Origin of the sequence: Euzebya sp., assembly GCF_964222135.1 — a bacterium.
Taxonomy (GTDB): Bacteria; Actinomycetota; Nitriliruptoria; order Euzebyales; family Euzebyaceae; genus Euzebya.
This window is the reverse complement of sequence record NZ_CAXQBR010000101.1, coordinates 1-22,308: the sequence shown is the minus strand read 5'-3', so window position 1 is coordinate 22,308 and position 22,308 is coordinate 1. Positions and strand designations below refer to the sequence as shown.

The following is a 22,308-nucleotide window of genomic DNA, read 5'->3' as shown; positions in this document are numbered from 1 at the left end:
TGACCTCCCGCCGACGGTCTGCCTATCGTCGCGCGGACGCCGACGAGGAGCGCGCGTGCGACCGCCATGTGAGACACGGCCCCGTCCCGGGACCGCGCCGAGGTGATCCCACACGTCCTCGCCACCCTGTTGCCGGCCGGCCCGGTCGCGCGGGGCATGGAGGACCTGTGGTGGTGGATGCTGTGGCTCGGCACCGCGGCCTTCGTCGTGTTCGCCGTGGCGCTGGCGCTCGCCCTCCGCCGCCGCGGCGAGGCCGATGACGAGGGCGTCCCGCTCGACGACGGGCGGCGCAGCGGTCGGGTCTGGCTGGTGGGGGCCGGCGTCGTCCAGCCGGCGGTGCTGATCGGCATCACCTTCGCGTTGACGCTGGTCGGCATGCAGGCCCTCCCCGAGGCCGAGGAGGGGGACCTGGTCATCGAGGTGATCGGGCACCAGTGGTGGTTCGAGGTGCGCTACCCCGAGGCCGGTGTGACCACCGCGAACGAGGTCCACCTGCCCGTCGGGGAGCGCGTCGAGTTCCGCCTGTCGTCCGCCGACGTGATCCACAGCTTCTGGATCCCGCAGCTCGCCGGCAAGATCGACATGTTGCCCGACGGGCCGACCTCGCTGGTCGTCATCGCCGACGAGCCCGGTGAGTACCCCGGCCAGTGCGCGGAGTTCTGCGGTCTGCAGCACGCCCGGATGGGCCTCGTCGCCCGTGCGGAGCCGCGGGAGGACTTCGACGCCTGGCTGGCGGCCCAGGCCGAGCCGGCAGCCCCGCCGCAGGGCGCGACCGCCCAGCGCGGCCAGGACGTGCTGCGGGGCTCCAACTGCGTCGAGTGCCACACGATCCGCGGCGTCGACGGGGTCGACGGCGACCGCGGCCCCGACCTGACGCACCTCGCGAGCCGCGACACGATCGCGGCGAGGACCCTGGCGAACGAGCCGGCGCTCCTGCGGGACTGGATCCACGACCCCGACGCGTTCAAGGAGGGCGTCGACATGCCGTCGAGCCCGCTGTCCGACGACGACCTCGACGCGCTCGTCGCCTACCTGGAGGGGTTGGAGTAGGTGGCAGACGACGACCGCGCCGACGACGCGCGCCGGACCGCCAGCTCCCCCGCGGCGGCGGAGCCGGAGACGCACGAGACCCTCGACCGGCTGTGGGCCGACCCACCGGGGCTGATCGGGCGGATCAAGTCGGTCCAGAACGACGTCATCGGCCTGCGGCTGATGGGCACCGGCTTCTTCTTCCTGCTGCTGGGCGGCAGCTTCGACTCGCTGCTCATGCGCGTGCAGCTGGCCTGGCCCGAGCTCGACCTGATCAGCCCCCAGCTCTACAACGAGCTGTTCACCAACCACGGGTCGGTGACCATGTTCCTGGTCATCCTCCCGATCTTCGAGGGGTTCGCCATCATGGTGCTGCCCCTGATCCTCGGGTCGCGGGAGATGCCGTTCCCGCGCCTGGGCGCGTTCGCGTACTACACGTTCCTGATGGGCGGGCTGCTGTACTACTCGAGCACGCTCTTCCAGCTGGTGCCCGACGCCGGCTGGTTCGCGTACACGCCCCTCAGCTTGCTCGAGTACTCCCCCGACAAGGCCCTCGACTTCTGGGTGCTCGGCCTCGGCGTCGCCGAGGTCGGGGCGATCGCCGCCGGGATGGAGATCGTGATCGGCGTGCTCAAGATGCGCGCACCGGGCATGACCCTCACCCGGATCCCCCTCTACGCCTGGGCGATGCTGATCACGTCGGTGATGATCCTCTTCGCCTTCACGCCGCTGATCGTCGGCAGCCTGATGCTCGAGCTCGACCGGGGGTTCGACTTCAACTTCTTCGACCCCGAGCAGGGCGGCTCGTCGCTGCTGTGGCAGCACCTCTTCTGGATCTTCGGCCACCCCGAGGTGTACATCCAGTTCCTCCCGGCGACCGGCATCGTGTCGATGGTCCTGCCGGTGATGGTCCGCCGACGCATCGTCGGCTACGGGTGGCTGGTCGGCGCGATGGTGGCCATCGCGGTCCTCTCCTTCGGGCTCTGGGCCCACCACATGTTCGCCACCGGCCTGCCGCCGATCGTGCTGGCCTTCTTCGCGGCCGCCAGCATGGTCATCGGCATCCCGGCGGCGGTGCAGATCTACGCGTGGGTCGCCACGATCTGGCAGGGCCGGCCGCGCTGGAACACGCCGTTCCTGTTCGTCGTCGGGTTCCTCGTGATCTTCGTCATCGGCGGGATCACGGGGATCATGGTGGCCGCGGTGCCCTTCGACCTGCAGGCCCACGACACCTACTTCGTGGTCGGCCACCTGCACTACGTGCTGATCGGCGGCGTGGCGTTCCCGATCTTCGCCGGCGTCTACTACTGGTTCCCCAAGTTCACCGGCAAGGTGCTGGGGGAGCGGCTCGGGCGGTGGAACTTCTGGCTGCTCTTCGTCGGCGTGAACGTCGCGTTCTTCCCGATGCACGTGGCCGGGCTGCTCGGCATGCCGCGGCGGGTCTACACCTACCCCGAGGGCACCGGCTGGGACATCTACAACCTGATCTCCACCATCGGGGTGTTCATCATCGTCCCCGGCATCGGCCTGTTCATCCTCAACGTCTGGCGCAGCTACCGCCACGGCGAGGAGGCCGGACCCAACCCCTGGGGAGCGGACACCCTCGAGTGGGCGGTCCCCTCCCCCCCGAGCGAGCACGGCTGGTCCGTCGCGCCGATCGTGCACAGCCGCCACCCGCTGTGGGACCAGGACGACCTGCACGAGGGCGACACCGCGACCGAGGGGCTGGTCCAGGGCATGGCGCGCTGGCCCCTCCGGTGGCGTGCTGCCCTGATCGTCGGCACCGCGGACGGCAGGCCCGTCGAGATCTTCCGGGTGGCCGACCCGTCGATCTGGCCCCTCATCGCCGCCTTCGGCACGCTCGGGATCTTCACCGCCGAGCTGACCGGCATCCGCTGGGCCGTGGTGCCGTCGGTCCTCACCATCGTCGTGGCGGTGATCGCCTGGAACCGCCCGGTCCCCGCCCCCATGACCGAGGAGGAGGAGATCGCCTTCGAGACCGAGCACGGCGTGCCCGTCCGCGCCGGCGGCAGCGTCGTCGTGGCCAGCTGGGGCACGGCCGTCGCCGCGCTGTTCGTCGGCATCGCGTTCACCAGCTTCCTCCTCGGCTACTTCTACCTGCGCCTCGACGCGCCGGCGTGGCCCCCGACCGGCCTGCCACGTCCCGACCTGCTTGTGGCCGCAGCCACGTCGGCCCTGGCCGTGGCCGGCGGCCTGGCCATGCACCGCGGCCTGCGGCGCATCCGCGTCGGCGACCAGGCCGGTCTGCGCACCGGCGTGGCGGTCGCACTCGGTCTCGGCGCCGCCGCCGTCGCCCTGCTGTGCATCGACCTCGCCGGCCAGCCCTTCGGGCCGAGCGACCACGCGTACGGGTCGATCGTCTTCTCCCTGGGCGGCTTCGTCGTCACCGTCGCCGCCGGGACGCTGATCGCCTGCGCGATGACGCTGGTCTGGTCGCTGCGGGGGCACTACTCCGAGCGCCGCCACGCCCACGTCGTGAACGTCACGCGGTTCTACGGCGTGATGGTCGTCGTGTGGCTGATCGGGATCGGCACCGACTACCTCGGGCCGTACCTGACATGAGTGACCTGACATGAGCGGACCCCTGCCCGAGCCCGAGGTGGTGACCCCCACCTCCCGCCCCGTCTGGATCGCGCTGCTGGCCGGGCCGTCGTTGTGGTGGGGGCACTTCATGGCGGTGTACCTGCTCGCCGAGGTGGTGTGCGAGGTCGGTGCGGCCGGACCGGCGTGGCTCGGGCTCACGGCCTTCGGGTGGGCGGTCGTCGCCGCCACGGCCGGGGCGCTCGTCGCGACGGGGGTCGCCGCGCGGAGGACCTGGACGTACCGGCCGGAGGTGGAGCCGAGCATCGACGTGCTCCTGCTCGTCGGCATCGGCCTCGACGGCCTGTTCGCGCTGGCGATCATCGCGACCGCCGCGCCGGTGCTGTGGCTGCGGCCGTGCTGACCAGCCCTTCTGCCGTCTGGACGGCGTGGTCCGTCGACCCGCTCGTCGTCGTCGGCCTCCTGGCCGCGGGAGGCGCGTACGCGCGCGGTCTGTCCGGGCGTCGCCGACGTCCGCCCCGGTGGCGCTCCGCCGCGGTCGCCGTCGGGCTCGCGGCGGGGTTCGTCGCGCGGGTGTCCCCGCTCGAGGCCATGTCCGGCGCGCTCGCGTCGGCGCACATGGTCCAGCACGTGCTGCTCGTCGGGGTCGCCGCCCCCGCGTTCGCGCTCAGCCGGCCGGGGGTGGTGCTGGTCCGGGGCAGCCCGCCGGCGCTGCGCCGGGGGGTCACCGCGGTGCGGGTCCGGCTGCGCTTGGGCACCCCGCGGGTGCGGGCGGTGCTGCGGCCCGCCGTGGCGTGGCTCCTCTACGTGGGTGCGCTGTGGACCTGGCACGCCGCGTGGCTGTACGACGCGGCCCTCCGCCACGAGGTCGTCCACGTCCTCGAGCACGTCAGCTTCTTCGGCACGGCCCTGGTGTTCTGGTCCGTCGCGGTCGGCGTCCGCGGCCGCCACCGGGTCGATCGGGGGCAGGGCATGTTCCTCGTGTTCGCCGCCGCCCTCCCCACGATCCTCTTGTCGGCGCTGATGGTCTTCGCCTCCGCGCCCTGGTACGAGGGGTACGCCACGACGACGGCGGCCTGGGGGCTCAGCCACCTCGCCGACCAGAAGCTGGCCGGGGTGATCATGTGGGTGCCGGCCAGCGCCATCCACGTCGGCGCGGTCCTGTCGCTGCTGGCGGCCTGGATGCGCGAGACCGACCGCGCCGCGGCACCCGCGGCGCCGGCGATGCCCCGCGGCCCCGTCGATGTGTCGGAAGGCCCGTCAACCTGACGGGCTTACCGACACACCGTGCCGGTCACGACTGCGTGCCGGTCACGACTGCACGGCCGCGCCGACGGTCAGGTCGTGTAGGACCCCGAGGTCACGTCGCCGCCGTGGCCGGTCCAGTCGGTGTGGAGGAACTCCCCGCGCGGCCGGTCGACCCGCTCGTAGGTGTGGGCCCCGAAGTAGTCGCGCTGGGCCTGGATCAGGTTCGCCGGCGTGCGGGCCGAGCGGATCCCGTCGTAGAACGCGAGCGCGGACGCGTACGCCGGCAGGGGGATCCCCGCGGCGACGCCGGCGGTGACCACCCGACGCCAGCCGTCCTGCGCGGCGGCGAGCGCCTGGGTGAAGGTGTCGGCCAGCATGAGGTTGGACAGCGACGGGTCGTCGTCGAAGGCGGCCGTGATGTCGTCGAGGAACACGGCGCGGATGATGCAGCCCTCCCGCCACAGGCTCGCGATGCGGCCGAGGTCGAGGTCCCAGCCGTGCGCGTCGCTCGCGTCCGCGAGCAGCATGAAGCCCTGGGCGTAGGAGACGATCTTCGAGGCGTACAGGGCATCGCGGAGGTCGTCCAGGTCGAGCGCGGAGGCGTCCAGGTCGCGGTGCGGTCCGGCGAGGACCTCCGCGGCCTCCTGCCGCCGGTCCACGAGGGCCGACACGACGCGGGCGAACACGGCCTCGGAGACGAGCGTCAGCGGTTGGCCGGCGTCGAGCGCCGCGATCGCCGTCCACTTGCCGGTGCCCTTCTGCCCGGCCGCGTCGAGGATCACGTCGATCGTCGCCTCGCCGGTGTCGGGGTCGGTGTGGGCGAGGATGTCGGCGGTGATCTCGATCAGGAAGCTGTCGAGCACGCCGTCGTCCCAGGTCCGGAACGTCGCCGCCATGTCGGCGTTGGACATGCCGGCGCACCGCATCAGGTCGTAGGCCTCGGCGATCACCTGCATGTCGCCGTACTCGATGCCGTTGTGGACCATCTTCACGAAGTGGCCGGCACCGCCGGGTCCCACCCAGTCGCAGCACGGGCGGCCGTCGGGTGCGTCGGCGGCGATGGACTGGAGGATGTCGCGGACGAGCGGCCACGCCGTCACGTCACCGCCGGGCATGATCGACGGACCGGTGCGCGCCCCCTCCTCACCCCCGCTGACCCCCGCGCCGACGAAGTGGATGCCCTGGTCGGCGAGCGCCTCGGTCCGCCGGATCGAGTCGGTGTAGAGGGAGTTGCCCCCGTCGATGATCACGTCGCCCTCGTCGAGGAGGGGCGCGACCTGGTCGATGACGGTGTCGACGACGTCACCGGCCTTGACCATCAGCATGACCTTGCGGGGCCGCTCGAGGGCGGCGACGAGCCCCTCCACGTCGTCGTGGCCGGTGATCGACTTCCCGGCGGCGGGACCGTCGAGGAACGCCCGGGTCACCTCCGCGCTCCTGTTGTGCACCGCCACGTCGAACCCGTGGTCGGCCATGTTCAGCACGAGGTTCTGGCCCATGACGGCCAGCCCGATCAACCCGATGTCAGCAGCCATGGGGAGGAGTCTCGCCCATCCGGCGACGTCGTGCGCAGCGCGTCCACGAGCGCGTCGCGGAGCGGGTGGCGCCGACCCCGCTGCCGCGCGTCATCGCACCTCGCGACGATCGTGGTGGAGGGCGGCGAGTCCTCGATGGGTACTGCCCGCACGTCGTGGCGGGCGTGCAGCTCGGCCAGAGGCGGCGATCACCCCCACCGCCTGGCCGGCGGCGACGTACTCGAGCTTCTCCTCGAGGGTGTGCACCACCGGTCCCCACCTGGCCGACGAGCCGTCGGGTCGCGGGTCGAGGTTCCAGAAGGCGTCCCACCGCCGCGCCTGGGGACCCTCGTGGCGCAGCATCGGCTCGTCGGCGAGGTCGTCGATCGACACCGCGTCGCGGCCCGCGAGCCGGTGGTCGGCGGCGACGACGCTACTCCCGGCGATGCCGTCCGCGAATCGATCTGCGATGACCGGCATGGATGCGCGCCCCGACCGCCGGGATCATGACCCGCATGCGACGCACCACCATCGGAGACCTGACCACCTCGGCCCTCGGGCTCGGCTGCATGGGCATGACGTTCGCCTACAAGGACACTGCGTCCCTCCGGGGCGACGGCGCCGAGCGCGACCGGAGCCTCGCCACCCTCGACGCCGCGCTGGACGCCGGCATCACCCTGCTCGACTCCGCCGACATCTACGGCCCCCGGACCAACGAGGAGCTGCTGGGCGGCTGGCTCGCCGAGCACCGCGGTGCCGTCGAGGTCGCCACGAAGTTCGGGGGCTTCTCCCTCGAGGTCCAGGGCCGCGCCCCCGACGGCCGACCGGACTACGCCAAGCGGGCCTGCGACGCGTCCCTCGCCCGGCTCGGCATCGACGTCATCGACCTCTACTACCTCCACCGCGTCGACCCGCAGGTCCCCATCGAGGAGACCGTGGGCGCGATGGCAGAGCTCGTGCAGGCCGGCAAGGTCCGCCACATCGGCCTGTCCGAGGCCAGCGCCGCGACGATCCGGCGAGCCCACGCCACCCACCCGATCACCGCGGTCCAGACCGAGTACTCGCTGTGGACCCGCGACATCGAGGAGGAGGTCCTCCCGACCCTCCGCGAGCTCGGCATCGGCCTGGTCGCCTACTCGCCCCTCGGCCGCGGGTTCCTGACCGGTGCGATCACCCGCCCGGAGGACCTGGCCGAGGACGACTGGCGCCGCCACAACCCGCGCTTCCAGGGCGAGAACCTCGAGCGGAACCTGCAGCTCGTCGACGGCGTGACCGCGATGGCGGACGACAAGGGCGTGACGCCCGCCCAGCTCGCCCTCGCCTGGGTGCTCGCCCAGGGCCGGGTCCACGACCACCCGATCGTGCCGATCCCCGGCACCACCCGGCCCGAACGGATCGCGGAGAACGTCGCCGCCCTCGACGTCGAGCTGACCGACGACGACCTGGCCGCCCTCGACCGCATCGCGCCGATCGGCATCGCCGCCGGCGACCGGTACCCCGCCGACTCGATGGCCGTCCTGGACGGCTGAGGTCCCTCGACCCCGGGGGAGGGGCGGGGCCGGCTCAGGCGACCGCGAGGTCGCCGGCGGCGCTGACCAGCGCGGCGGTCAGCTCGCCGCGGCGCCGGGCGAAGACGTCCGACGACGCGGAGACGGCGACGGCCCACCAGGTGTGGGGCTCGCCGCCGGGGTCGGCCTCCGGGCGACCGGCCGGATCGACCAGCGCGGCGGCGCAGGAGACGTCGCCGCTGAACTGGCCCTCCTCCACGAAGACGCCGTCGACGGGCAGGGCCAGCTCGTGGCTGAGCTCGTCGAGGTCGATCACGGTCCCGCGGGTGAAGCGTGGCAGGCCCTGGGCGACGAGGTAGGCGTCCCGCGCGGCGCGGGGCAACCGGGACAGCAGCGCCTTGCCGAGCGCCGTCGCGTGGGCGGCCTCGTCGAAGCCGGGGATGAGGTCCTCGAGGTGGGGTGAGCCGGGCCCCTCCACCGCGGACGTGATCGCGACCCGACCCTCCACGAACCGGGCCAGGTAGACGCTGTGGCCGATCCCCTCGGCGAGGTGGCGGAGCACCCGGGCGACGGGTGCCGGGGCGTCCAGGGCCGTCCGCAGGTCCGCGAAGCGGTCGGCGATCGACAGGCCCAGCGCGTAGTCGCCCTCGGCGGTGCGGGCCAGGTAGTCCTCGTAGGCGAGGGTGCGGAGCAGGTGGTAGGTCGTCGACAGCTTGAGCCCGGCCCGGTGGGCGATGACCTTCGGCGCGACGCCCTCGGGGTGCTGGCCGACCACCTCGAGGATCCGGAGCGCCCGGGAGACGCTCTGGATCAGATCGGATGGGGCGTCCACCACGGCTCGTGCCCTCCTCCGGCGTCGTCCCCCGGCTCGTGGGGGCCGACCGGTGCCGGCGTGCGGCTCACGATAGGACCGCGTTCGCCATCTGAAAACGGTCCCCTTGCCGGCGGCGACCCCGGCCCCTTGGGTGGGCCCATGCGCGACGACCCGTCCGACCCCGCGACCGAGGTGGGCCGCGCGGTCCACACCGCCCTGACCGCCGTCATCGACCCCTGCTGCAAGGACCGCGGCATCAGCGTGGTGGACATGGGACTCGTCTCCGACGTCACCGTCGACGCGACCGGCCACGCCCGGGTCGAGATCGTGCTGACCAGCGGGTGGTGCCCCTTCCAGGTCGACCTGACCGAGGAGATCACCGCCGCCGCGGAGCAGGTCGCGGGGGTCGGCTCGGCCGAGGTCGCGATCACCCTGGACCAGGTCTGGTCGCCGGATCGGATGGCACCCGCCGCCCGGCGGTCCCTCCGCCTGCTGCCCGACCCCGGCGAGGTGGCCGACCGCGACGCGTACCTGTCCGGCCATCCCGCTGCCCGCCCCCTCCCCATCGCCACCGCCAGAGGAGCTGCGCCATGATCCGTGATGCCTTCGTGTTCGACGGGGTGGCCCACCCCTTCAACGCCAACCCCAAGAACGCGCTCGGGCCCGGCGGCGAGTCGTTCATCAACCACCTCTACGCCTTCCACGCCACCCTCACCCCCGACGACCAGACGGTCCTCCCCGCCGAGGAGTGGCTGAAGCAGTGGGACATCGGCGAGATCCGCGAGATGGTCTTCGAGCAGTCCGACACCGACATGCTCGTGTCGATGCCGTTGCCGCTCACCGACCTCTTCCACGACGGCCTGTCGCCCTGGCGGGAGTGCGCCGAGCTCGCCCAGCGCGACCCCGAGCGGATCGTCTTCTGGGGCACCGTCAACCCGATGGAGGGGCGCAAGGCCCTCGACGAGATGGAGATCCAGGTCAACGAGTTCGGCGCGAAGGCGTTCAAGTTCTACAACACGCGCTACGACTACGGCTCGCCCGTCCCGTGGCGGATGGACGACCCGGTCGTCGCCTTCCCGATCTTCGAGAAGGCCCTCGAGCTCGGCGTCACCCTGATCGGCGTGCACAAGGGCGTCCCGCTCGGCCCCCAGCCCGTCGAGCACACCCAGACCTGGGACATGGACGGGGCGGCGGTCAACTTCCCCGACATCGACTTCATCATCTACCACGTCGGCCTGCCGTTCCTCGACGAGGTGTGCTGGCAGCTGATCCGCCACCCGAACCTCCACGCGTCGCTGGCGGCCACGATCGACTTCATCGTCCGCAGCCCGCGGATGTTCGCCGAGATCCTCGGCAAGCTGCTGTTCTGGTGCGGTGAGGACCGGATCGTCTACGGCTCCGAGGCCCCGATCTTCCACCCGCAGTGGGCGATCGAGGCGTTCATGGACTTCGAGATCCCCCAGGACCTGGTCGAGGGGTACGGGTACCCGCAGCTGACCGACACCGCCAAGCGGAAGATCCTGGGCGAGAACCTCCTGCGCCTGCACGGCATGGACGTCGAGGAGACCAAGGCCCGCCTCGGACGGACCGGATGACGGGCGGTCAGGCCGGGCCGAGGACCGTGGTCATCAGCGCGTCGAGGTCCACGGTCCGGGGGTCGGGTCGGCGAGCCGCGCCGCGAGGTGGTCGAGCAGCCGGCGCACGTCCGCGCGGCCGGCGTGACCGTCGCGGTGGGGTGCGCCACGATCGGGGCCTACCTCGGCCAGAGCCGAGGTAGGCCCCGATCGCGCCCAACGGCGCTCGGCGCCGCGCCCGACGGCGCGCCGCCGACGGCGCGCCGCCCGGCCGGATGTCAGGTGGAGCGTTCGATCGGCATCCCCACCATGTTCCCCCACTCCGTCCACGACCCGTCGTAGTTCCGCACCCGGTCGTAGCCGAGCAGGTGGCGCAGGACGAACCACGTGTGGCTCGAGCGCTCGCCGATCCGGCAGTAGGCGATGACGTCGTCGTCGCCCGAGAGCCCGATCTCACCCTCGTAGATCGCACGCAGCTGGTCGGCGGGCAGGAAGGTCCCGTCGTCCGCCGCCGCGCGCTTCCACGGGACGTTCGCCGCGCCGGGGATGTGCCCGCCGCGCAGGGCGCCCTCCTGGGGGTAGTCGGGCATGTGGAGCTTCTCGCCGCTGAACTCCTCGGGCGACCGGACGTCGACGAGCTTGCCCTGCGATCCGATGTGGGCCTCGACGTCGCTGCGCATCGCCCGGATCGCGGCGTCGTCGCGCTCGACGACCGGGTAGTCGACGTCGCCGGCGGCGACCTCGGTCCGGTCGCGGGTCATGTCGCGCCCCTCGGCCTCCCACTTCTGGCGGCCCCCGTCGAGCAGCCGCACGTCGGGGTGGCCGAACAGCGTGAACACCCACAGGGCGTAGGCGGCCCACCAGTTCGACTTGTCCCCGTAGAACACGACCGTCGAGTCCCGGCGGATGCCCTTCTCCTGCATCAGCGCGGCGAAGCGCTCGCCGTCGACGTAGTCGCGGGTGACCGGGTCGTTCAGCTCGGTGTGCCAGTCCACCTTCACCGCGCCGGGGATGTGCCCGGTGTCGTACAGCAGGACGTCCTCGTCGCTCTCGACCACCACCACGTCGGGGTCGTCCAGGTGCTCGGCGAGCCACCCCGTGGAGACCATCACGTCGGGGTTGGCGTAGGCGGCGAACTTCTCGGTGCGGTCGGTGGGGGCGGGCATCAGGGGTCCTCTGCGTGGGGGTCGGCGGTGCGGGGATGGGTGTCGACTGCGACGCTAGGCCGTGGATCCCCCCGTGTGCACAGTGCCAACCGTGCGAGGTCACGATGCCCCTGCCCGCGAAGCTCGAAGCCATCGTCGCCGACTTCGCCTCCGCGCCCGACGAACTGCGGACCGAGCTCCTGCTCGAGATGTCCGACGAGCTGCCGCCCCTCCCCGAGGGGATGGACTCGAGCGAGATGGAGCAGGTGACGGAGTGCCAGACCCCGTTCTTCCTCGCGACGGAGGTCGACCCCGACGGGACGGTCCACCTGCACTTCGACGCGCCGCCGCAGGCGCCGACCACGCGCGGGTTCGCCGGGATCCTCCACCGGGGGTTGGAGGGCGCCACCCGTGACGAGGTCCTCGCCGTCGAGGACGACTTCGGAGACCGGCTCGGCCTGGCGCGCCTGATCTCCCCCCTCCGCATGCGCGGCATGGCCGCGATCCTCGCCCGGTTGAAGCGCCAGCTGCGGGATGGTGCCGCCGGCAGGTGAACCGACGTGCCCTCCGGGGGATGTCTAGGCTCAGCCAGCAGAGCCGATGCCGTGGAGGGCGAACGCCATGCGACAGCTGACCGGTCTGGACGCGATGTTCCTGAGCCTCGAGCGCCCCTCGACGCCCCTGCACGTCGGCAGCCTGATCATCATCGACCCGTCCGAGGCCCGGGACGGGTTCGGCTACGACGACCTGATCGAGACCTACCGGAACCGGCTGCACCTGCTGCCGCCGTTCCGCTGGCGGCTGGTCGAGACGCCGTTGGGCCTCGACCACCCGTACTGGATCGACGACCCCGACTTCGACCTCGAGTACCACGTCCGGCGCATCGCCGTGCCGCCGCCGGGCGACGAGCGGACGCTCGCGGAGATCGTCGCCCGGATCCACGCGCGGCCCCTCGACCGCTCGCGACCGCTGTGGGAGACCTACGTCATCGAGGGCCTCCCCGAGGGCCGGATCGGGATCTACTCGAAGAACCACCACGCCACGATCGACGGCGTCTCCGGCGCGGACATCCTGGGCGTGCTGCTGGACCTCGAGCCCACCCCGCCGAACCCGTCCAGTCGCCAGGACCTCGTCGGCGAGGCCGAGCCGTCGGCTGCGGCGATGCTGGCCCGGTCCGCCCGCGGGGCGATCAAGCAGCCGCTGCGCATGGGCCGGATGGTGGCGCGGGCCACCGGGGCGCTGCCGCTGCTCGGGCGGATGGCCGAGGTCGCCGCGCCCGCGCCCCTGCGCTCGCGGCTGGGGGAGGGGCTGATGGCCAAGCCGCACCTCCAGGCCCCGCCGTCGCCGTTCAACGGGGTCCTCTCGCCGCACCGCCGGTTCGCCTACGGGTCGGTGCCGCTGAAGACCGTCAAGCGGCTGAAGGACGCCCACGACTGCAAGGTGAACGACGTGGTCATGGCGCTCGTCGCCGGCGCGCTCCGGCGGTACCTCATGCGCCGCGGCGAGCTGACCGCCGACGCGCTGCAGGCGATGGTCCCGATCAGCGTCCGGACCGACGACCAGCGCGGCGAGCACGGCAACCAGGTGAACGCCCTCATCGGCGTGCTGCCGACGAACCTCCCGACCGCCGGTGAGCGGCTGGCCGCCGCCGCCCAGGCGATGGAGGTGGCCAAGAGCGGCAACGCGGTGCCCGCCTCGGTGCTGCGCGACTTCACCCAGTTCGCCACCCCGGCGCTGGCCGCCACCGCCGCCCGGACGGTCGCCCGGCTCAGCTGGGCCAACCGGGTGCGGACGCCGTTCAACCTGGTCGTGTCAAACGTGCCGGGCCCGCCGGTGCCGCTGTACCTCGCCGGCGCGCGGATGGAGGCGATCTACCCGGTCAGCGCGATCTACGACGGGATCGGGTTGAACGTCACCCTGTTCAGCTACCGCGACGAGCTCCAGTTCGGGCTGGTCGCCGACCGCGAGATGGTCCCGGACCTGTGGCGGATGATGGACGACTTCCACGCCGAGATGGCCGAGATGGAGGCGCTCCTCGACGACTGAGGGGATCCGGTCCCCCGAGATCGGACCCTGAGGCACCCCGAGGGCGGTTCAGCCAGACACCGGGGTCGCCCCGGATCCGGCGGTGCGCCCGTTGGCGCTCCGTCGGGTCATGTCCACGACCTCCGCCACCACCGTCCTCTCGCGGCCCGCACCCGGTGCGCGCCGACCTCGGCTCCGCTGGCTCGACGCCGTCCGCGCCGCCGCCCTGCTCGTCGTCGTGGCCGGCCACACGTTGCAGGCCGTCGTCCACGTGGGCCACGACGGTCAGCCGGCCCTGTCGGCCCTGCTCGACCAGACCCCCGCCTGGACCCACTGGCTGACCTGGCCGCTGCAGGTCATGCCGGCGTTCTTCGCCGTCGGCGCCTACGCCGCTGCGGCCAGCCTGGCCGAGCGCCGGATCACCGACCGCCGCGCGTGGGCGACGTGGACCGCCGGCCGGCTGCGGCGACTGATCGTCCCCGCCCTTCCGCTGCTCGCCGTGTGGGCGGCGCTGACCGTCGCCCTCCGTGGCGTCGTCGACGCGGACCTGCTGCGGATCGCCACCTCGACCGCGCTGGTGCCGCTGTGGTTCCTGGCGGTCTACGTCGTGGTGCAGGCGCTCATCCCCGTCTGGATCGCCCTGCTCGACGGCGGCCGGCGCTGGTGGGTGCTCGTGGCCGCGCTGGTCGCCACCGCGGCGGTCGTCGACCTCGCGCACCTGTCCGGTCTCCCCGCCGTCGGCTACGTGAACTTCGTGGCGGTCTGGTCGGTCCCGACGCTGCTCGGCGTCGCGGCGCAGCGCGGCCTGGTCCGCGGGTGGGACCTGCTCGTGCTGGTCGTGGCCGCCGCCGCCGGTGCGGCTGCGCTCCTCGCGTGGGCCGGCTACGAGGTCCCCGTCGTCGGTCTGACCGGTGCGGAGCGCGGCAACAACAGCCCGCCCACCCTGCTGCTCGCCGCGCACGGCACGCTGTACACCGCCGTCGTGCTGGGCCTCGCCCCCAGGGTGGAGGGGTGGGTCGGCGCCACCGCCCGCCGCCGCACCGTGCTGGCCACCGCCGCCGCCTGGTCCATGCCGCTGTACCTGTGGCACATGACCGCGATGGTCGCCCTGATCGGCGCGACGCTCGTCGGCGGGGTCCCCGGGCTGTCGGCCCTGGTCGCGGCCGATCCGCTGACCGGCACCTGGTGGGCCCTGCGCCCGGTGTGGATCGCGGTCGTCGGCGGTGCGGCGGTCGGCCTCCTGGCGGTCGTCCGTCGCCCGACCGCGGCGGTGGTCGCGTGGTCGTCACGGCGGATCGTCCCGGACGGGCCCGCCCGGGTGGCCGTCGCGGTGGCCGGGGTCACCGCCGGGATCGGCGCGATCGTGCTCGGCGGGTTCGGGGCCCTGTTCGTCCCGGCCTGGCTGCTCGCCGGGGCGGTGTGGCTGCTCCACGCCGCGCCGCGCGTGGACGTGACGGCGGAGGGGTAGACCCGCCACATGGAGATCAGCGACGCCGTCCCGTTCCTGGCCGAGCGCTCGAAGGCCGTGATCGTCACCTTGTCGGAGGGGTCCGCGGGGGACGTCCCGCACGCGACGAACGTCGTCTACGGCTTCGACGGCCGGGTGGCCCGGGTCAGCCTCACCGACGACCGGGTGAAGACCGACAACCTGCGCCGCCGACCCCTCGCGGTGCTGCACGTCGTCTCGGACGACTTCTGGTCCTACGTCGCCGCGGAGTGCGACGTCGAGCTGTCAGCGGTGTCGACCGAGCCCGGCGACGCGCCGGGCCGCGAGCTGCTCGAGCTCTACGAGTCGGTCCAGGGGCCCCACCCGGATCCCGAGGAGTTCTTCCAGGCCATGGTCGACGACCGCCGCCTGGTCGCCCGGTTGACGCCCACCCGGGTCTACGGGCAGCTGCCGCGCTGAGCTGCCCGGCCGGGCGCCCGCCGGGTCACGGCAGGTCCGCGGCGATCGTCCCGGTGACGGCCTTCTCGTCGTCGGCGTAGTCGACGTCGGCGCAGAGGGCGCCGTCCAGCCCGGTGACCGTGACCGTCCCCTCGGGGTTGAACGTCGTCAGCGAGATGGTGGCGAGGGTCCCGTCGTCGGGTGGGGTCACCGCGCCCGAGGGGACCTGGGCGGGGTCGATGTCGAAGTCGGCCGTGAAGGCGGTGTAGGCGGCACCGGCCCCGACGTCGACCGCGGCGGCGGATGTCAGCGTCGCCTCCCCGCCGGGCGTGGTCACGGTCAGGTCGGTCGTGCAGCTCGGGCTGACCGCGGCCGCGTCGTCGGCGGGCGCACCGGCTGCCGCGTCGTCGGCCGCCGCATCGTCCGCGGCCGTCTCGTCCGCGGGGTCGGGGTCGCTGCCGCCGCAGGCGCTCAGCAGGGGGTGGTCATGCGCAGCGCGGCGATGGGGCGCCGCCGGGTGAGGTCCATCATGTCGGCAGGTTACGATACGATCGTACGTAACCGCTGGGGTGGAGATCGGGCCTCGTCGAGGCCACCTACACTCACCCGCCCATGGCCCGCCCCCAGGACCCCGAGATCTCCGCGCGACTGCTGGCCGCCGCCGCCCAGCTCCGCGACGAGGTCGGCTACGACGCGGTCACGATGGAGGCCGTGGCGGCCCGCGCCGGCGTCGGCAAGCCCGCGCTCTACCGCCGTTGGCCCACCAAGGCGCAGCTGTACTTCGAGATCTCCGTCGCGATCGGCGCCCCGCCGCCGGACCCGCCTGACACCGGCACCCTGCGGGGGGACCTGCTCCCGCTCGTCCGGCTGCTGCACGACTCGATGGCCCACCTCGACCGCGACGCGGTCGGCGAGCAGGTCGGGCAGATGATCAAGGACCCGGCGTTCTCACGTGACGTCTACGAGCGGACGTTCCGCCCGATGATCGACCAGCTCATGGTGATCTGGGACCGGGCGGTCGCCCGCGGCGAGGTCCGCCGTGACCTCGACGGGTGGCAGGCGATCTCCTCCCTCGCCTCGACCATCCACTGGCGCACGATGGTCTACGGGCTCGACGTCGACGTCGAGCAGCTCGTGGACGTGCTCCTCGACGGGGTCCGCCCCCGCTGACGGCCGCTACGTCGGGGCCCGCAGACCGCCGGCGTCCAGGTGCAGGACCGTGCCGTGGAGGATGTCTGCCTCGGGGGCGAGCAGCACCTCGACGGCCCAGGCGGCCTCCTCGACGCGGGGGAGCCGGCCGAGGGGGACCTTCGCCTCGTACTCCGCCCACACGTCGGCCTCCGGCAGGCCCCGCTCGGCGGCGATCGTGGCCGCGATCCTCCGCAGGCGCGGGGTGTCCATCGGCCCGGGCACCACGGTGTGGACCGTGATCCCGTCCGCACCGTGGTTGTTCGCGATCTGCTTCACCAGGTTGATCATCCCGGCGTTGATGCCGCCTGGACCGGCCTCGTCCCGGCCGGGCTCGAGGCCGAGGGTGCCGGCAACCGCCACGAACCGTGACCCGCGTCCCATGTGGTCGCGAACCGCGTGCAGCAGCCGGACCACGCCGGCCATCTTCACCTGCGCGCCGACGGCCAGCAGGTCCGGGTCGATCGTCTCGACCGACCCCTTCACGGGCAGGCCGGCGCACAGCACGGCCATGCGCACGCGTCCCCCTAGCGCGGAGCGGATCGCCTCGACGGCGGCGTTGTCGGCGATGTCGGCGACGCAGAGCCGCACCCGGTCGGGGTGCGCGGCCGCGCGCCGGAGGTCCTCCAGCCGGTCCCGGTCGCGCGCGACCGCGAGGACCGCCAGGCCCGCGTCGACGAGCCGGTGGGTGATCGCCGAGCCGAGCGAACCGGTCGCGCCCACGACCACGGCCCACCCCCCGTCCGCGCTCACGGTCGGGCCCCAGGGTCGCGCGACCACTCCCGGGCGCGGGCCAGCAGCTGCTCGCGGAGCCCGATGGCCGGCGGCGGGTCGGGCAGGACGACGACGACCTCGCCGTCCTCCACGCGCGTGGGGTAGCGCGGCAGCCGGCCGGATCCGCCCCGGTGTGCGCCGTCGGGCAGGTCGTAGCGCCAGAAGTGGAGGGGGCACGTGAGCGCCCCGCCGAACACGCGGCCACCGGCGAGCGGGGAGTCCTTGTGCAGGCACCGGTTGGCGAACGCCACCACGTCTGAGTCCACGCGCACCACGACCGCACGACCGTCGCCGACGGCGATGCACCGGTCGGCGGGCAGGTCGGCGAGCGGGCCGACGCGGACGTCCACGCTCACGGCCGGCCGCCGCCCCGCTCCTCGGCGGCACTGGCGGCCGCCCGCTCGGCCTGCACGACCCCGAAGGGCTTGCCGCCGATGCCGTACTGGTGGGCCGCCATCTCGTTCACCACGATGCGGACGGTGCCGACGTCGGTGTCGAGCGACTCGGCGATCGCCTCGGACACCGCGGCGATCATCGCCTCGATGCGCTCCACCGGGCGGCCGGCCATCAGGTTGATCGTCACGAGCGGCATGTCAGCCCTCCTCAGCAGCGACCCGGACGGTCCCGAGCCGGTCGAACTCTGCGGTCACCACCGCGCCGGGAGTCAGGTCGACCGGCCCGGTCAGCCCGCCGGAGATCACCCACATACCCGCACGGAGCGGCTGGTCGGCCGCGCCGGCCATCCAGGCGACGGCGGCGGCCGGGTGGCCGTGGGCCGCCGCGCCCGCGGCGGTGTGGACGACCTCGTCGCCGTCGCTGACGACGACGCCGACCAGGCGGAGGTCGATGTCGTCGAGCGGGACGGGGTCGCCCAGCGCCACCCCACCGGCCGAGCTGTCGTCGGCGATGTTGTCGAGGGCCCCGAAGCGGAACCCGACGTAGCGGCTGTCGACGACCTCGAGGCACGGCGCCACCGCCTCGGTCGCGACGAGGACCGCCTCGACGTCCACCGCCCCGTCGAGATCGCGGCCGAGGAGGAACGCGATCTCCGGCTCGACCTTCGGGTGGATGAACCGGTCGAGCGCGACGACACCGTCGCGCAGCCACATCGCGTCGGTCAGCCACCCGTAGTTCGGGGACGCGACCCCCATGGCCCGGCGCATCGCGGCCGACGTGAAGCCGAGCTTGCCGCCGACGACCCGCTCGCCATCAGCTTCCCGCAACGCCATGCCGACGGCCTGCACGCGGTAGGCGGCGTCGAGGTCCCAGGCCCCCACCCGCTCGGAGAGGGGGCGGACCGGCGTCCGCCCGAGCCGGGCGCGGTGCAGCTCGGCGGCGGCCGCGTCGATGTCGAGGGTCACCGCGCGCACCGGAGCTCCACCGCGCCGATGCGGTCGAACGTCGCCCGGACGACGCTGCCCGGCCCGATCGGGACCGCGGCGGTCAGCGCCCCGGCCAGGACGGTCGTGCCGGCCGCCAGGGCGCGACCGCGGCGGTGCAGGGACCGCACGAACCAGGCGACGGCGGCCGCGGGGTGGTCGAGCACCGCCGCGCCGGCCGCCGTGGCGACCAACCGCCCGTCCACCTCGAGCACGCACCCAAGCAGCCGCAGGTCGATGCCGGCCACACCGACCGGTGCCCCGAGGGCGTAGCGGGCGGCCGAGATGTTGTCCGCCACGACCGCCGGCAGGGTGAAGCGATAGCCCGCGTAGCGGCTGTCCAGCACGTCGATGGCCGGCATGACCGCGTCGGTGGCGGCCAGGACATCGCTCGCGGTCACGTCGGGGCCGGCCAGCTCCTGTGCGACCCGGAGGGCGATCTCCGGCTCGCACCGCGGCTGGATCAGCTCGTCGCAGGCCAGCGCGGTGCCGACCTCGACCTCGGACCCCTCGAGGAGCCAGCCGTGGGCAGGCTCGTCGACGCCCATCTGCTCCTGCTTGGCGACGCTGGTCAGCCCCAGCTTGGCCGCGCGGGGCGACCGGCCGAGGAGGCCGATCAGCTCGTCCTGCAGGTCGTAGGCCGCGTCCACGGTCAGGTCATCGGCATCCGGCTCGATCGCCGTGCGGGTCCGGATGGCCTCCGCCAGACGGGCCGGGAGGGCATCCGCGCCGCTCATGCCGGCGCCCCCGCGGTCTCGCGGTCGCGGCGCAGCCCGAGGGCGACGTCGATGATCATGTCCTCCTGCCCGCCGACCATGCCGCGACGGCCGAGCTCGGCCAGGATGTCGCGGGTCGGGACGCCGTAGCGCTCGCTGGCCCGCTTCGCGTGCAGCAGGAACGAGCCGTACACCCCGGCGTAGCCGAGCATCAGCCCGTCGGCGTCGATGACCCCCATCTCGGGCCGGAGGGGCCGGACCTGCGCCTGCGCGGCGTCCATCATCGCGAAGGTGTCCACGCCGGTGGCGATGCCCGACTTGTCGCAGGTGGCGACCAGCACCTCGGTGGGGCAGTTCCCGGCGCCGGCGCCGAGGCCGGTGGTGCACCCGTCGATCTGGTCAGCGCCCTCGGCGAGCGCGCCGAGGCTGTTGGCGACCGCCAGCGACAGGTTGTTGTGCGCGTGGACGCCCACCTCGACGTCGACCCCGGCCTTGACCGCGGCGACCCGCCGCTTGAACGCGTCCACGGTCATCGCGCCCGCCGAGTCGACGACGTAGACGCAGTCGGCGCCGGCGGCCTCCATCACCTTGGCCTGCTCGACCAGCGCGTCCGGCTCGACCATGTGGGCCATCATCAGGAAGCCGACGGCCTCCATCCCGAGCTCCTTGGTCAGGGCGAGGTGCTGGACCGCGATGTCAGCCTCGGTGCAGTGCGTGGCGATCCGCGCGATGGACACGCCGAGCTCGGCGGCGCGGCGGAGGTCGTCCTTCACCCCGATGCCGGGCACGAACAGCACGGCGATCTTCGCCCGCGTGGCGGTCTCGACCGCGATCCGGACCAGGTCGGTCTCGGGGGTGTGGCTGAACCCGTAGGTGAACGACGACCCGCCCATCCCGTCGCCGTGGGTGACCTCGATCACCGGGACCCCGGCGGCATCGAGCGCGCCGACGACGCCGCGGACCTGCTCGGCGGTGAACTGGTGGCTGACGGCGTGGGAGCCGTCCCGCAGGGTCGAGTCGGTCAGCCGGAACGCCGGCGCACCGGTCACGCCGCCACCCCCGCCCCGGCACGGGCCATGGCCTCGCCGACCCGGACCGCCGCCGCGGTCATGATGTCGAGGTTGCCGGCGTACGGCGGGAAGTAGTCCCCCGCCCCCTCGACCTCGAGGAGGATGACCACCCTGGCCCCCACCTCGCCGCCCGGCGTCGCGTACCGGTCCCGCTCGTACACGGGCTCGGCCTTCAGCCGGTACCCGGGCACGTAGCCCTGCACCTCTGCGACCATCGCCACGATCGACGCGGTCACGGCCGCCTCGTCGTGGTCGTCGGGCAGCGCGCAGAACACCGTGTTGCGCATCAGGATCGGCGGTTCGGCCGGGTTCAGGACCATGATCGCCTTCCCCGTCGCGGCCCCGCCGACGGCGACCAGCGCGGCCGACGTCGTCTGCGTGAACTCGTCGATGTTCTGGCGGGTGCCCGGCCCCGCGGACCGCGACGAGACCGAGGAGACGATCTCGGCGTACGGCACGTCCACCACGCGGGCGACGGCGTGGACCATCGGCACGGTCGCCTGCCCGCCGCAGGTGATCAGGTTCACGTTCGTCGCCTCGACGTGCGCGTCGCCGTTCACCGGCGGCACCACCAGCGGGCCGAGCTTCGCGGGGGTCAGGTCGATGACGCGCAGCCCCGCGTCGGCGTAGCGGGGCGCGTTCCGTCGGTGCACCCACGCCGAGGTGGCCTCGATGACCAGGTCGAGGGAGTCAGCGTGGTCGATGACCCAGTCGGCCCCCTCGTGGCTGGTGTCGAGCCCCGCCGCGGCGGCCTTGGCAAGGCCGTCGGAGTCCGGGTCGATGCCGACCACCGCGGTCAGCTCGAGGTCGGGTGACCGGAGCAGCTTGTACATGAGGTCGGTCCCGATGTTCCCGGACCCGACGATGGCGCAGCGCACGGCGTCTCCTTGTCTGTGTGGGATCTACGCGAAGTGGGCGGTGACCGGGCCGAGCCGGTCGAAGTCGGCGCGGACGGTGTCGCCCGGCGCCACGGCGAACGCGCGGTGCAGCGACCCGGTCATGACGAACCAACCGGCCTCGAGCTCGACGTCGTAGGGGGCCAGGGTGTTCGCGAGCCACGCGACGGCGGCGACGGGGTTGCCGAGGGCGGCCGCACCGGCGCCGGTCCCCTCGACCACGCCGTCGCGGCTGATGGCCATCCCGACCAGCCGGGGGTCCCACCCGTCGATCGGCACGACCCGCGGGCTGAGGACCGTCGCCCCCGAGCTGGCGAGGTCCGCGATGGTGTCGACGAGCCCGATCTGCCAGTCGGCGATCCGGCTGTCGACCACCTCGATGGCGGCGACCGCACCGCCGACGGCACGCCACGCCTGCATGGCCGTCACGCCGGGGCCGCGGAGCGGCTGGTCGAGCACCAGGGCGATCTCGGCCTCCACCCGCGGGGCGATCAGCCGGTCGAGCGCGATCGTGTGGCCGTCGTCGTGGACCATCGAGCTCAGGACCGGGGCGTAGTCCGGCTGGTCGACGCCCAGCATCTCCTGCATCGGCGTGGAGGTCAGCCCCAGCTTGTAGCCGACGACGCGGCCGCCGTCGGCCGCGAGGATCCGGCGGACGAGGCCCTGCTGGATCCGGTAGGCGTCGTCGACGTCGAGGTCCGCGCCCCCTCCGGTCAGCGGGGGGATGGGGGTGCGCTCGACCATGGCGCGGTGCAGCCGGGCGGCCACCTCGTCCAGGGCGTCGGGGTCGGTGGCGTCGCGGCTCACGCGCTGGCTCCTCTCCGGAGGTCGGCGACCTGGCCGCCGCGGGCGCCGGCGCGGTGGCCACCCCGGTGGCCCAGGCGGCGGCTGGCGACCGCGGCCGCCTCGACGACCGCGGGGGGGATGTCGGGCAGGGCCGGTCGCAGGCGCGGGGTCGGGCCGGCGACGCTGCGGGCGGCG

General features: G+C 73.3%; 25 protein-coding genes. 12 read left to right on the top strand and 13 right to left on the bottom strand.

The features are described from left to right. Positions 1 to 102: 102 nt before the first annotated feature. From coxB to ACEQ2X_RS22190, 4 genes are read left to right on the top strand one after another with little or no spacing between them, the layout of a single operon-like run. Positions 103 to 1,050 (top strand): cytochrome c oxidase subunit II, encoded by a 948-nt coding sequence (gene coxB, locus ACEQ2X_RS22205; protein WP_370328069.1) that lies wholly within the window; start codon positions 103 to 105, stop codon positions 1,048 to 1,050. Beyond that, positions 1,051 to 3,612: a cbb3-type cytochrome c oxidase subunit I gene (locus tag ACEQ2X_RS22200; RefSeq protein ID WP_370328068.1), complete on the top strand. Its 2,562-nt coding sequence runs from the start codon at positions 1,051 to 1,053 to the stop codon at positions 3,610 to 3,612. It begins immediately after the preceding gene. 10 nt (positions 3,613 to 3,622) lie between these two features. Further along, on the top strand, positions 3,623 to 3,994 hold the full coding sequence (locus ACEQ2X_RS22195) for a hypothetical protein (protein WP_370328067.1): 372 nt from the start codon (positions 3,623 to 3,625) through the stop codon (positions 3,992 to 3,994). Next, positions 3,988 to 4,860, top strand: coding sequence for a cytochrome c oxidase assembly protein (locus ACEQ2X_RS22190; protein ID WP_370328066.1), 873 nt, complete (start codon positions 3,988 to 3,990; stop codon positions 4,858 to 4,860). Before ACEQ2X_RS22195 ends, ACEQ2X_RS22190 begins: the two co-directional genes overlap by 7 nt. 68 nt (positions 4,861 to 4,928) lie before the next feature. On the opposite strand, the gene gnd is transcribed toward ACEQ2X_RS22190, so the two are convergent. Then, a complete protein-coding gene (gene gnd, locus ACEQ2X_RS22185) occupies positions 4,929 to 6,374 on the bottom strand; it encodes a decarboxylating NADP(+)-dependent phosphogluconate dehydrogenase (RefSeq protein WP_370328065.1) in 1,446 nt (481 codons plus the stop codon). A gap of 90 nt (positions 6,375 to 6,464) precedes the next feature. Beyond that, positions 6,465 to 6,833: a LysR substrate-binding domain-containing protein gene (locus tag ACEQ2X_RS22180; RefSeq protein WP_370328064.1), complete on the bottom strand. Its 369-nt coding sequence runs from the start codon at positions 6,831 to 6,833 to the stop codon at positions 6,465 to 6,467. 35 nt (positions 6,834 to 6,868) lie between these two features. On the opposite strand from ACEQ2X_RS22180, the gene ACEQ2X_RS22175 reads away from it, so the two are divergent. Next, positions 6,869 to 7,882 (top strand): aldo/keto reductase, encoded by a 1,014-nt coding sequence (locus ACEQ2X_RS22175; RefSeq protein ID WP_370328063.1) that lies wholly within the window; start codon positions 6,869 to 6,871, stop codon positions 7,880 to 7,882. Positions 7,883 to 7,916: 34 nt separating this feature from the next. On the opposite strand, the gene ACEQ2X_RS22170 is transcribed toward ACEQ2X_RS22175, so the two are convergent. Then, positions 7,917 to 8,693: an IclR family transcriptional regulator gene (locus ACEQ2X_RS22170; protein WP_370328062.1), complete on the bottom strand. Its 777-nt coding sequence runs from the start codon at positions 8,691 to 8,693 to the stop codon at positions 7,917 to 7,919. A gap of 141 nt (positions 8,694 to 8,834) precedes the next feature. Here ACEQ2X_RS22170 and ACEQ2X_RS22165 point away from each other — a divergent pair, with 141 nt between their 5' ends. Both ACEQ2X_RS22165 and ACEQ2X_RS22160 read left to right on the top strand, forming a co-directional pair. Then, positions 8,835 to 9,269 carry a metal-sulfur cluster assembly factor gene (locus tag ACEQ2X_RS22165; protein WP_370328061.1) on the top strand — a complete coding sequence of 145 codons (435 nt, stop codon included), beginning with the start codon at positions 8,835 to 8,837 and terminating at the stop codon, positions 9,267 to 9,269. Then, positions 9,266 to 10,270, top strand: a complete 1,005-nt coding sequence (locus ACEQ2X_RS22160; RefSeq protein ID WP_370328060.1) for an amidohydrolase family protein — start codon at positions 9,266 to 9,268, stop codon at positions 10,268 to 10,270. Before ACEQ2X_RS22165 ends, ACEQ2X_RS22160 begins: the two co-directional genes overlap by 4 nt. Before the next feature lie 257 nt (positions 10,271 to 10,527). Here the strand turns inward: ACEQ2X_RS22160 and ACEQ2X_RS22155 are convergent, their stop codons facing one another. Continuing rightward, the gene (locus tag ACEQ2X_RS22155; protein ID WP_370328059.1) at positions 10,528 to 11,415 is read right to left on the bottom strand and encodes a sulfurtransferase; all 888 of its coding nucleotides are present in this window, start codon (positions 11,413 to 11,415) and stop codon (positions 10,528 to 10,530) included. A gap of 104 nt (positions 11,416 to 11,519) precedes the next feature. Between ACEQ2X_RS22155 and ACEQ2X_RS22150 the strand changes: the two genes are divergently transcribed. The 4 genes from ACEQ2X_RS22150 to ACEQ2X_RS22135 all read left to right on the top strand — a co-directional run bounded on the left by ACEQ2X_RS22150 (position 11,520) and on the right by ACEQ2X_RS22135 (position 15,325). After that, positions 11,520 to 11,948 (top strand): SufE family protein, encoded by a 429-nt coding sequence (locus ACEQ2X_RS22150; RefSeq protein WP_370328058.1) that lies wholly within the window; start codon positions 11,520 to 11,522, stop codon positions 11,946 to 11,948. A gap of 67 nt (positions 11,949 to 12,015) precedes the next feature. After that, the gene (locus tag ACEQ2X_RS22145; protein ID WP_370328057.1) at positions 12,016 to 13,440 is read left to right on the top strand and encodes a wax ester/triacylglycerol synthase family O-acyltransferase; all 1,425 of its coding nucleotides are present in this window, start codon (positions 12,016 to 12,018) and stop codon (positions 13,438 to 13,440) included. A gap of 109 nt (positions 13,441 to 13,549) precedes the next feature. After that, a complete protein-coding gene (locus tag ACEQ2X_RS22140; protein ID WP_370328056.1) occupies positions 13,550 to 14,887 on the top strand; it encodes an acyltransferase family protein in 1,338 nt (445 codons plus the stop codon). Positions 14,888 to 14,896: 9 nt separating this feature from the next. Beyond that, positions 14,897 to 15,325, top strand: coding sequence for a PPOX class F420-dependent oxidoreductase (locus ACEQ2X_RS22135; protein ID WP_370328055.1), 429 nt, complete (start codon positions 14,897 to 14,899; stop codon positions 15,323 to 15,325). A 25-nt stretch (positions 15,326 to 15,350) separates the two neighbouring features. On the opposite strand, the gene ACEQ2X_RS22130 is transcribed toward ACEQ2X_RS22135, so the two are convergent. Beyond that, positions 15,351 to 15,641 carry a hypothetical protein gene (locus ACEQ2X_RS22130; RefSeq protein WP_370328054.1) on the bottom strand — a complete coding sequence of 97 codons (291 nt, stop codon included), beginning with the start codon at positions 15,639 to 15,641 and terminating at the stop codon, positions 15,351 to 15,353. A 275-nt stretch (positions 15,642 to 15,916) separates the two neighbouring features. Between ACEQ2X_RS22130 and ACEQ2X_RS22125 the strand changes: the two genes are divergently transcribed. After that, a complete protein-coding gene (locus ACEQ2X_RS22125) occupies positions 15,917 to 16,474 on the top strand; it encodes a TetR/AcrR family transcriptional regulator (protein WP_370328053.1) in 558 nt (185 codons plus the stop codon). 6 nt (positions 16,475 to 16,480) lie between these two features. On the opposite strand, the gene ACEQ2X_RS22120 is transcribed toward ACEQ2X_RS22125, so the two are convergent. Genes ACEQ2X_RS22120 through ACEQ2X_RS22085 form a run of 8 tightly spaced genes read right to left on the bottom strand, consistent with a single transcriptional unit; the run spans position 16,481 to position 22,134 of the window. Then, on the bottom strand, positions 16,481 to 17,245 hold the full coding sequence (locus ACEQ2X_RS22120) for an SDR family oxidoreductase (protein WP_370328052.1): 765 nt from the start codon (positions 17,243 to 17,245) through the stop codon (positions 16,481 to 16,483). Next, complete coding sequence (locus tag ACEQ2X_RS22115) at positions 17,242 to 17,622, bottom strand: Rieske (2Fe-2S) protein (RefSeq protein ID WP_370328051.1); 381 nt, start codon at positions 17,620 to 17,622, stop codon at positions 17,242 to 17,244. The genes ACEQ2X_RS22120 and ACEQ2X_RS22115 overlap by 4 nt, the downstream gene beginning before the upstream one ends. Next, positions 17,619 to 17,858 (bottom strand): tautomerase family protein, encoded by a 240-nt coding sequence (locus ACEQ2X_RS22110; protein ID WP_370328050.1) that lies wholly within the window; start codon positions 17,856 to 17,858, stop codon positions 17,619 to 17,621. Before ACEQ2X_RS22110 ends, ACEQ2X_RS22115 begins: the two co-directional genes overlap by 4 nt. 1 nt (position 17,859) lies before the next feature. Then, entirely contained in the window at positions 17,860 to 18,636 is a 777-nt protein-coding gene (locus ACEQ2X_RS22105; RefSeq protein ID WP_370328049.1) for a 2-keto-4-pentenoate hydratase, read from the bottom strand. Further along, positions 18,624 to 19,382, bottom strand: a complete 759-nt coding sequence (locus tag ACEQ2X_RS22100; protein ID WP_370328048.1) for a 2-keto-4-pentenoate hydratase — start codon at positions 19,380 to 19,382, stop codon at positions 18,624 to 18,626. Before ACEQ2X_RS22100 ends, ACEQ2X_RS22105 begins: the two co-directional genes overlap by 13 nt. Then, complete coding sequence (gene dmpG / locus ACEQ2X_RS22095) at positions 19,379 to 20,410, bottom strand: 4-hydroxy-2-oxovalerate aldolase (RefSeq protein WP_370328047.1); 1,032 nt, start codon at positions 20,408 to 20,410, stop codon at positions 19,379 to 19,381. Before dmpG ends, ACEQ2X_RS22100 begins: the two co-directional genes overlap by 4 nt. Next, positions 20,407 to 21,309 (bottom strand): acetaldehyde dehydrogenase (acetylating), encoded by a 903-nt coding sequence (locus tag ACEQ2X_RS22090; RefSeq protein ID WP_370328046.1) that lies wholly within the window; start codon positions 21,307 to 21,309, stop codon positions 20,407 to 20,409. The genes dmpG and ACEQ2X_RS22090 overlap by 4 nt, the downstream gene beginning before the upstream one ends. A gap of 24 nt (positions 21,310 to 21,333) precedes the next feature. After that, positions 21,334 to 22,134, bottom strand: coding sequence for a 2-keto-4-pentenoate hydratase (locus tag ACEQ2X_RS22085; RefSeq protein WP_370328045.1), 801 nt, complete (start codon positions 22,132 to 22,134; stop codon positions 21,334 to 21,336). Positions 22,135 to 22,308 lie beyond the last annotated feature (174 nt).

What these genes read in the sequence shown, in the direction of transcription:
- ACEQ2X_RS22195 (WP_370328067.1), top strand. Translation starts at nt 3,623, where the DNA reads ATGAGCGGACCCCTGCCCGAGCCCGAGGTGGTGACCCCCACCTCCCGC.
- gnd (WP_370328065.1), bottom strand. Translation starts at nt 6,374, where the DNA reads ATGGCTGCTGACATCGGGTTGATCGGGCTGGCCGTCATGGGCCAGAAC.
- ACEQ2X_RS22180 (WP_370328064.1), bottom strand. Translation starts at nt 6,833, where the DNA reads ATGCCGGTCATCGCAGATCGATTCGCGGACGGCATCGCCGGGAGTAGC.
- ACEQ2X_RS22175 (WP_370328063.1), top strand. Translation starts at nt 6,869, where the DNA reads ATGCGACGCACCACCATCGGAGACCTGACCACCTCGGCCCTCGGGCTC.
- ACEQ2X_RS22165 (WP_370328061.1), top strand. Translation starts at nt 8,835, where the DNA reads ATGCGCGACGACCCGTCCGACCCCGCGACCGAGGTGGGCCGCGCGGTC.
- ACEQ2X_RS22160 (WP_370328060.1), top strand. Translation starts at nt 9,266, where the DNA reads ATGATCCGTGATGCCTTCGTGTTCGACGGGGTGGCCCACCCCTTCAAC.
- ACEQ2X_RS22155 (WP_370328059.1), bottom strand. Translation starts at nt 11,415, where the DNA reads ATGCCCGCCCCCACCGACCGCACCGAGAAGTTCGCCGCCTACGCCAAC.
- ACEQ2X_RS22150 (WP_370328058.1), top strand. Translation starts at nt 11,520, where the DNA reads ATGCCCCTGCCCGCGAAGCTCGAAGCCATCGTCGCCGACTTCGCCTCC.
- ACEQ2X_RS22145 (WP_370328057.1), top strand. Translation starts at nt 12,016, where the DNA reads ATGCGACAGCTGACCGGTCTGGACGCGATGTTCCTGAGCCTCGAGCGC.
- ACEQ2X_RS22140 (WP_370328056.1), top strand. Translation starts at nt 13,550, where the DNA reads ATGTCCACGACCTCCGCCACCACCGTCCTCTCGCGGCCCGCACCCGGT.
- ACEQ2X_RS22135 (WP_370328055.1), top strand. Translation starts at nt 14,897, where the DNA reads ATGGAGATCAGCGACGCCGTCCCGTTCCTGGCCGAGCGCTCGAAGGCC.
- ACEQ2X_RS22125 (WP_370328053.1), top strand. Translation starts at nt 15,917, where the DNA reads ATGGCCCGCCCCCAGGACCCCGAGATCTCCGCGCGACTGCTGGCCGCC.
- ACEQ2X_RS22110 (WP_370328050.1), bottom strand. Translation starts at nt 17,858, where the DNA reads ATGCCGCTCGTGACGATCAACCTGATGGCCGGCCGCCCGGTGGAGCGC.
- ACEQ2X_RS22100 (WP_370328048.1), bottom strand. Translation starts at nt 19,382, where the DNA reads ATGAGCGGCGCGGATGCCCTCCCGGCCCGTCTGGCGGAGGCCATCCGG.